Here is an 8,141-nt window from a genome sequence, read left to right on the forward strand (position 1 = left end):
ATGCGACTAGCGTACTCGAAATTCGTCATTTTCACCCCTTTAAATTTTGACCGTCAAAGCGCTTGCGTGGAATTTTACCTAAATTTCGCGCATTTGCCGAATTAAAATTTACGCGCGATGAGACTTTTGTAGAATTTAAAATTTAGCGGTTCGGTTTGGGCTCGGTACCGCGACAAAGCGGCGGGGCGATGAGCGGCGACGGGTTGTCGCGCGGGCGGTTAGTAGCGGTGGATGGGTATCGCGCGGCGGGAGAGCGGCGCCTAACGGCGAGACCTACGGCGCGTGACGACAGGGGTAGCCGATGATCGCGACCGCAGCGCTCGCAGGCAGCAGCTTGCTCGCAGAAGTGAGTTTTTCGCGCTCAGACCGTCGCAAAATGGCGAGCAGTGTATTGGATGATGGCACGACCGCGGTATTCGCGGGTCGCTCGCTCGCAAAAGCTGGCTTGCGCTCAGAGTGCGCATTAGCGGCGCAAGGTCGGCGGCATTGTTTGATCCGTTGCGCGCGAAATGAAATTTTATCGTTTAAATTCTAGAGCAAGACCTGCGCCTGAGGCGGCAAATTTGCTTGTAGTAATGAAATTTATCGTCCAAATTTAGTAAAAGATAAAATTCCAAATCGCGCATTAAGTAGTGTGAAATTTTATTTGATTTTGCTTCGCCGCGCAGCGGTTTGCACGGCTTGCTTTAAATTTTATTCTATCCCCGCAAATGCTGCTTTTGCGTCCGCCAGATCCTTCTCGTCCGGGTGTTTCGCAGCCTCCGCCCAGCGCGCAAGTCGCTCGGGGGTGATAGGGTGGGGCGAGTTGCCGCCGGCCGCCATTTTGCGCATCGTTTCAAGTAGATTCGGATCGATCGCGCCCTGGCAGGCAAACTCCCTTATAATCTCGTTGCCGTTTGCTTTAAGCCCCTCTTCAAAGGCATCCAGGCACTTGCGCGAGTGCTCGCCGCCTGGCTCTGCGCCCAGAGTCATAAAAACGCCTAGTTTCTTGCCGTGAATCTTGCGTAAAAAGCGCATAAATTTCGCTTCGGCTTCGCCCTTATCGACGTAAAAGCCCAAGGCTATAAAGTCGTAGTCATCGACCTCGCCTTCAAAGTCGCGGAAATTTAGGCTCTCGCAGCCTAGTTGCTCGGCGATCGCGTCGCCCACCTTTTTCGTGTTACCCGTTTGCGAGGTGTAAAGCACGATTTTTTTCATACAAAATCCTTTCTAATAATGTTTGCTATCTCTTCGTTGATGTTGTTGCCCCAAAAAATTCCGTCCAAGCTCAAGATCGATCTTTGATCTTTTAGCTCCAAAAGCCCCCAGCTCTCAAATTCTTTGAGCTTTTGCACCGCTTCGTCGTAAATGCTCGCGCTCAGGGCCTCTTTTAGCTCGTTTAAGCTTACGATCGGATACTGAAACAGATTGCTTAGCACGCCGTATTTTGCTTCGCGCTCATCGATTCGCGAGATCATCTTGTGTCCCGACACGCCGTAAATTCCGAAGCCCGCTACGTGTCCGCCCGCGCCGTTGCCGATAGGCAGGATATCCGTGCCCTTGTGGCTTAGCTTGATGTAGCCGTAGTTATCGCGTCCTTTTCGAGCAAGCTTGGTAAGCTCCAAAACCTCGAAATTATCGCTTCCGACAAGCAGCGCTTCCGCGAAAGCGTGGTGCAGCTTCTTATCGGTCGGCAGATCATAGTAGGAGGTGTCGATCTTTTTGGACAACTCCGAGCCTTCGAAAAACATCAGCGAGTAAAAGCTAGCGCTATCTAGACCTAGCTCATCTACGTAGCGCGCGTCCTCTAGCACCTCCTCCACGCTTTCGTTCGGGAAGTTGTAGATGATGTCGCAGCAGAGCATGCCGTCAAATTTTTCTCTAAGATCCTTTAGTCGCTCGATTGCGCGAGCGGGCTTATGCACGCGGTTTAGAAGCGCGCGCCCCTGTCTGCTGAAGGTCTGCACGCCGATGCTAAAGCGATTTACGCCAAAGCTTTGCAGAGCGAGCGCTTTTTGCGTATCTAGATTATGCAGCGTGGTTTCTATGCTGATCTCGCAGTCGTCCGCAATCTTAAAATTTTTATGCAGCGCGCCCAGAACCTTTTCGAAGTGCGTCTCGCTAAAGACGCTCGGCGTGCCGCCGCCGAAGTAGATGCTTTTGACGCTTTTAGTATCGAAATAGGGCATCTCGCCGTAGTCTTTGATCTGGCGGACCAGAAATTTAGAGTATTCGTCTAGCTCGTCGCCGAGTTTGGAGCGCATCATCGAACAAAACGAGCAGATGTTGTCGCAAAACGGCACATGCAGATAGATCACGCAATCGCTGTCTTTCGCGGGCTGCTCTAGCGCATCGAACAGCTCGTTTTCACTCGCGGAGACGCTCTCGAAAAGCTTGGAGCGATGGTGGGATTTAATGCGTTCTTTAAACATCTATTTCGTTGCCTCCGCGTAAATTTCATCCACCGTCTCGCCGATCTGCGGGCTGCCCCGCAAGATGAGCGTCGGGGCCTTTAAAATTTTGCCCGATTTTACCGCTTTGGTATTTCTAAGGATCGGATTTGCTTTTAAAAAATCCTCCGTCTCGCCGCCTACGATGACCATAATGTCGGGGTTTTGCTCCAAGATGTATTCGGCGGATACCGCAGGCGTGCTGCCTTCAAGACCGTCTGCGATATTTTTAGCGCCTAGGCGAGCGAAGATATCGCCGATGAGGGTTTTGTCATTGAAAGCCATAGTGGCGTTTGAGCCGAAAAATAGCGCTACTTTTTTGCCGCTAAGAGCGGGTTTGTCTGCAAAAATTCCATCCATCTGCGCGCAAATTTTATCCGCCTCGCTCTCCTTTTTTACGATCGCCGCGACCTTCTTTACGTTTTGGCAGATATCTGCGGTGGAGTTTGCGTCCATCGCAAGGCTCTTAAGCCCCAGCTTTTGTAGATTTTCGCTAACGCCCGCGGAGTGGAAGCTTGTGATAACCAGATCGGGCTTGAGCTCGACGATTTTTTCGAGGTTGGGCTTCACGTAGGTGCCAACGCTTGGTAGTTTCGCGGTTTCTGCCTCCGGGCGGATCTTGCTCATCGAAGTGGTGGCGATCGCAGCGATTTGATCCTGCGCGCCTAAAGCGTAGATGATCTCGACTGCGGCAGGGTCGAGCACTACCAGGCCTTTGGCGAGCGCAAAACTCGCCGAAAGCAAAGCTATAAGAATTTTTTTCACATTTTCTCCTTTTGCGGTAAGATAAATTTGGTTCCCAAATTTTCGACTATCAGGGCGTCAAAGCCGTAAATTTCTTTTATGATCTGCGGCGTAAAAAGCTCGCTCGCGCTACCGCGATACCTTACTGTGCCGTCTTTTAGCATCAAAATTTCATCGCAAAAAAGCGAGGCTAAATTTAGATCGTGCAGCACGATGACGCTCGTTAAATTTAAAGAGCGCGTCAGGTTTTCGCAGATCCTCATCGCCTCGATCGCGTAGTTCATATCAAGCGCGCCCGTGGGCTCATCGAGCAGTAAAATTTCAGGCTCGCTGACGAGCGCTCTGGCAAGCAGCACGCGCCCGAACTCTCCACCGCTTAGCTCAAATGCGCTACGCTCTAGGAATTTTTTCACGTCCAAAAGCTCTGCCATTTGCTCCACTTTAGCGTGATCGCTCGCATCGTAGCCGCTAAATGCGCTTTTCAGGCGGCAAAACCTGCCCGCAAGTAAAATTTCATTCACGTTTAGCGCGGCTGCGAGGGCTGTTTTTTGCGGCACGAAGCCGATCAGCGCCGCAAGCTCTTTAAGGCCGTATTCGCTCGCTCTTCTGCCGTTTATTTCGATGATCCCGCTTGCGGGTTTTAAAATTTGCAATATATTTTTTAGTAAAGTGCTCTTGCCGCAGCCGTTAGGGCCTAAAATCCCGTAAAATTTACCCCGTTCTAAATTCAGATATATGTCTTGCAGGATCGCCCGCTTGCCGTAGCTGAAGTTTAGCCCGCTTGCTTTCATGCGTGCTTCCTAAACGCAAGGTATAGGAAAAATGGCGCGCCGAAAAACGAAGTCACCACGCCGATCGGAATTTCTACCGGCGAGAGAGCGTTTTTAGCGATTACGTCGCAAAAAACCAAAAAAACTCCGCCGGTAAGCGCGCTAGCAGGGATCAGAACGGCGTTGCTCGCCGTATGAAGCGCCATGCGAAGCGTGTGCGGAATGATGAGCCCCACGAAGCCTATCATCCCCGTAAATGCGACCGAAAAGCCGATGATGAGCGAGGAGACGATGAGCAGGCTCTTTTTGGACTTCTCGACGTTGAGCCCCAGCGACTTCGCCTCCTCGTCGCCGTTTAAGATGATATTTAGCTCGTGGCGCTTCGCGTAAAAATACGCCATGCAAAACAGCAGCGGCGGCAGTAAAAGTGCGATCTTTTGCCAGTTTGCGCCGCCTAAATAGCCCATCATCCACGCCGTAATCCTAAAGCTGTCCTCTCCGATGAGATAGACCGCAAAGGAGGTGAATGCGCCTAAAAACGACGATACGGCGATACCTACGATCAGTAGCGTGGAGATCGAGCGGGTGTGGGCTGCGAGCTTAAAGATCACCAGCGAAAGCCCGCTCGCAGCCAAAAACGCGAAAATTCCGTAAAAAACGTCGCTAAGCCCTAGCAGATAGGCTATGACCGCGCCGAAAGTCGCTGCCGAGGCAATGCCGATGATGTAGGGATCCGCAAGCGGGTTTAAAAATACGCTTTGCACAACCACTCCCGAAGTCGCTAGCAGCGCGCCTATTAAAATTCCAAGCACGAGGCGCGGTAGGCGCATTTGTAGCAATATGAGCTGCTTGGTCTCGTCTATCTCACTGAAGGTGAAAAATTTCACTATGTCGCCCAGCGAAATGCTTGCCCCGCCGCTACTTACGGCTACTAAAGCAAGCAATATGAAAGCTGCGATTAGAAAGAGATAAAATTTAAAACTCATAGCCCACCAGGCGAACTATACGCGCAGATTTCGTCGCGGCGGATATTTTTAAAATTTAAGCGGCGTCGGGAATTTATACGCGCGGAATTTATGAAATTCTCGCGGCTGGCGCAATTATTTTTGAAGCTTACATAGCTTCTGATATCAGCGCGAAAAAGTGCGTAGCCGCACACCTGATCCGGCATAAATTTCCTCCTAAAAGTATTCGCGATTTTTATTAAGAAATTAAAATCGTTATCATGGGATTTTATCGCTTGATTTCTTAAACCGCGATAAATTCCGTAACGGCTAAGAGCTGCGGAGTTAAATTTAGGGCGATTAAATATTAAAATTTCGTGCGCCGCCAAGCTGTCTATTTAAATTTGAAATTCAAAATTTAGGCGGTAAATTTAAACGCCGAAAGAGCTCTTTTTAATTTTGCAATTCAGCTTTAAATTATAAAAACGCCGATAAAATACGCACTAAATTTTATTTAACGAGTCCCGCTTTAAATGCGTAAGTCGTTTTATTAAACGGCAAACTGCGCCGAAGCCGCTCGCTAAGTTTTAAGGAATAAGCATGAAAACATGGCAAAAGATCCTTTGGGCGGCGGTCGCCGTCATAGGGGCGTGGTGTTTCGGCGTACTTGCGCTAAATAAAGGCGAGAGCATCAGCGCCGTCTGGCTCGTAGTAGCCAGCGCGTGCATCTATCTGATCGGATACACCTTCTACGGGCGCTTTATCGCGTATCGCGTCTTTGAGCTGGACGATCGCCGCGCGACTCCTGCGGTGATCCGAAACGACGGGCGTGATTACGTTCCTACGAACAAATACGTCCTTTTCGGTCACCATTTCGCCGCTATCGCAGGCGCCGGACCGCTCGTAGGTCCAGTAGTGGCCGCACAGATGGGCTATCTGCCCGGTACTATTTGGCTTTTGGTGGGCGTCGTGCTTGCAGGCGCGGTGCATGATTTTATCGTGCTCGTGCTATCTACGCGACGCGGCGGCAAGAGCCTCGGCGAGATGATAAAAGACGAGATGGGCAAGCTCACGGGCGGCATCGCGATGATCGGGATTTTTTTCATCATGCTGATCATCGTGGCGATCTTGGCTATGGTCGTCGTAAAGGCGCTCGCAAACTCGCCGTGGGGGCTTTTTACGATCGCGATGACGATACCGATCGCCATATTTATGGGAATTTACATGAGGTTTTTGCGCCCAGGCAAGGTCAGCGAGGCATCGATCATCGGCTTTATTTTGCTGATGCTTTCGCTTTGGGGCGGGCATTACGTCTCGATCGATCCGTACTGGCACGACATCTTTTCGCTAAAGGGCGAGACGCTCGCGCTTCTTACGATCGGCTACGGCTTTATCGCGGCTATCTTGCCCGTGTGGCTGCTGCTCGCGCCGCGTGATTATCTAAGCACCTTCCTTAAGCTCGGCGTCATCATCGGTATGGCGGTCGCGATAATTTTCGTCGCACCCGAGCTTAAAATGCCCGCTACGACGAAATTTATCGACGGCACGGGTCCCGTTTTTGCAGGTCCGATATTTCCGTTTTTGTTTATCACTATCGCATGCGGCGCGATTTCGGGCTTTCACGCGCTGATCTCCAGCGGTACGACGCCGAAGATGGTCGAGCGCGAAACCCACACTCTTTTCATCGGCTATGGCTCGATGCTTATGGAGAGCCTTGTGGGCGTAATGGCGCTTGTGGCTGCGTGCATACTAAGCCCGGGCGAATATTTCGCTATCAACTCGCCAGCTGCGGTACTGGGCAAAGACGCGGTAAGCGTCGCGGCGTACATAAATTCTATCGGATTTAGCATTACGCCCGAGCAGATCGGCGCCTTGGCTTCAAACGTCGGCGAAACCACGATGATGAGCCGCACGGGCGGCGCTCCTACCTTTGCGATGGGGCTAACGATGCTGCTGCATCAGATCATCGGCGGCAAGGAGCTGATGGCGTTTTGGTATCATTTCGCGATTTTGTTTGAGGCGCTGTTTATTCTGACCGCGGTCGATGCGGGCACGCGCACGGGGCGCTTTATGGTGCAAGAAATTTTAGGCAACGTCTATAAACCATTCTCCGATACTAAAAATTCCCTCTACGGCATCATCGCGACGCTGATCTGCGTGGCGGGCTGGGGCTATCTGCTCTACAGCGGCGTTACCGATCCTATGGGCGGAATTTACACGCTGTGGCCGCTTTTCGGCGCGTCCAATCAGATGCTCGCGGGCATCGCGCTGCTGCTTGCGACGGTGGTGCTTTTTAAAATGGGCAAGCAAAAATACGCCTTCGTCACGATCGCTCCTGCGATTTGGGTGCTTATAACCACGCTTTATGCGGCGATCTTAAAGCTGATGCCGGCTAACGGCGAGCGCGTGCACGACGCGGTAAGCCACGTGGCTATCGCGCAAAATACCGCCGCCAAGCTCGCTAGTCTAAGCGATCCTGCCGCGATCGAAAAGGCGCAGGCTATCATCAGAAATAACGTCATCGACGCCGTGCTATGTGCTCTTTTCGTCGTCGTTACGATCATCGTCATCGTCCAAACGATCCGAATGTGTCTTAAAATTTCAAAGGGCGGCGCGAGCGAGGGATATTTCAAGCTAGCAGAAAGCGAGTACGTAGATAGGGGCGTTTATGAAAAAGTTTAAATTTAATCCACTCGCAGCCCCGAAGGCCGTGGCGAGGTTTCTGGCGCGCGCGGATGCCGCGCTTGCGCCGCTCATCGGGCTCGGCGATTACGAGGGCTATCTGAGTCATTTCAGAAGCGCTCATCCGGACGAAATCCCGCTAAGCAGGGCGGAATTTTTTCGCGCGATGCAAGATAGCAAGGCGAAAAACGTCAAGTGCTGATAGCGGCGAAAGGGCGCGGTCGCGCCGTACTCATCGCCGGCCGCGCCGTTTTGCAACGGTCTCGCCTGCATGTCGTAGAATTTTTAAACGGGTATTTCCGCGTCTTGGTAGAATTCTATATAAAATTTTTGCAAAATTTTTCAGCGAACCCGCCTTAATTAAAGGCGTGAAATCACAGCTGTAAATTTTAATCAGGAATATGAGCGTGCTTGGATCATGGCTTAGATCTCATAGCAGGTTAAAATTTGATCCGCGTCCTCGTCGTAGGCGTTATCGACTAGTACGAGATCGAGGGCGCGCTTGGGCGTGCGATGCCTGCGTTTTTCATTTTTACCGGGAGCGAGGAGTGAATATTCACGGTTTTCGATAC

At 51.4% G+C, this 8,141-nt stretch carries 7 protein-coding genes; 2 read left to right on the top strand and 5 right to left on the bottom strand.

What is annotated here, in order from left to right:
• Positions 1–693 precede the first annotated feature (693 nt).
• From Q0257_RS11725 to Q0257_RS11745, 5 genes are read right to left on the bottom strand one after another with little or no spacing between them, the layout of a single operon-like run.
• A complete protein-coding gene (locus tag Q0257_RS11725) occupies positions 694–1,197 on the bottom strand; it encodes a flavodoxin family protein (RefSeq protein WP_298025007.1) in 504 nt (167 codons plus the stop codon).
• On the bottom strand, positions 1,194–2,411 hold the full coding sequence (locus Q0257_RS11730; protein ID WP_298025008.1) for a radical SAM protein: 1,218 nt from the start codon (positions 2,409–2,411) through the stop codon (positions 1,194–1,196). The genes Q0257_RS11725 and Q0257_RS11730 overlap by 4 nt, the downstream gene beginning before the upstream one ends.
• On the bottom strand, positions 2,412–3,194 hold the full coding sequence (locus tag Q0257_RS11735) for an ABC transporter substrate-binding protein (protein ID WP_298025010.1): 783 nt from the start codon (positions 3,192–3,194) through the stop codon (positions 2,412–2,414).
• Positions 3,191–3,964, bottom strand: a complete 774-nt coding sequence (locus Q0257_RS11740; protein WP_298025011.1) for an ABC transporter ATP-binding protein — start codon at positions 3,962–3,964, stop codon at positions 3,191–3,193. The genes Q0257_RS11735 and Q0257_RS11740 overlap by 4 nt, the downstream gene beginning before the upstream one ends.
• A complete protein-coding gene (locus tag Q0257_RS11745; RefSeq protein ID WP_298025013.1) occupies positions 3,961–4,929 on the bottom strand; it encodes an iron ABC transporter permease in 969 nt (322 codons plus the stop codon). Before Q0257_RS11745 ends, Q0257_RS11740 begins: the two co-directional genes overlap by 4 nt.
• Before the next feature lie 558 nt (positions 4,930–5,487).
• Here Q0257_RS11745 and Q0257_RS11750 point away from each other — a divergent pair.
• The gene (locus tag Q0257_RS11750; protein WP_298025014.1) at positions 5,488–7,569 is read left to right on the top strand and encodes a carbon starvation CstA family protein; all 2,082 of its coding nucleotides are present in this window, start codon (positions 5,488–5,490) and stop codon (positions 7,567–7,569) included.
• On the top strand, positions 7,556–7,771 hold the full coding sequence (kcuS, locus tag Q0257_RS11755; protein ID WP_297962242.1) for a KCU-star family selenoprotein: 216 nt from the start codon (positions 7,556–7,558) through the stop codon (positions 7,769–7,771). Before Q0257_RS11750 ends, kcuS begins: the two co-directional genes overlap by 14 nt.
• Positions 7,772–8,141: the final 370 nt, after the last annotated feature.

Source organism: uncultured Campylobacter sp. (assembly GCF_938018035.1).
Taxonomy (GTDB): Bacteria; Campylobacterota; Campylobacteria; order Campylobacterales; family Campylobacteraceae; genus Campylobacter_B.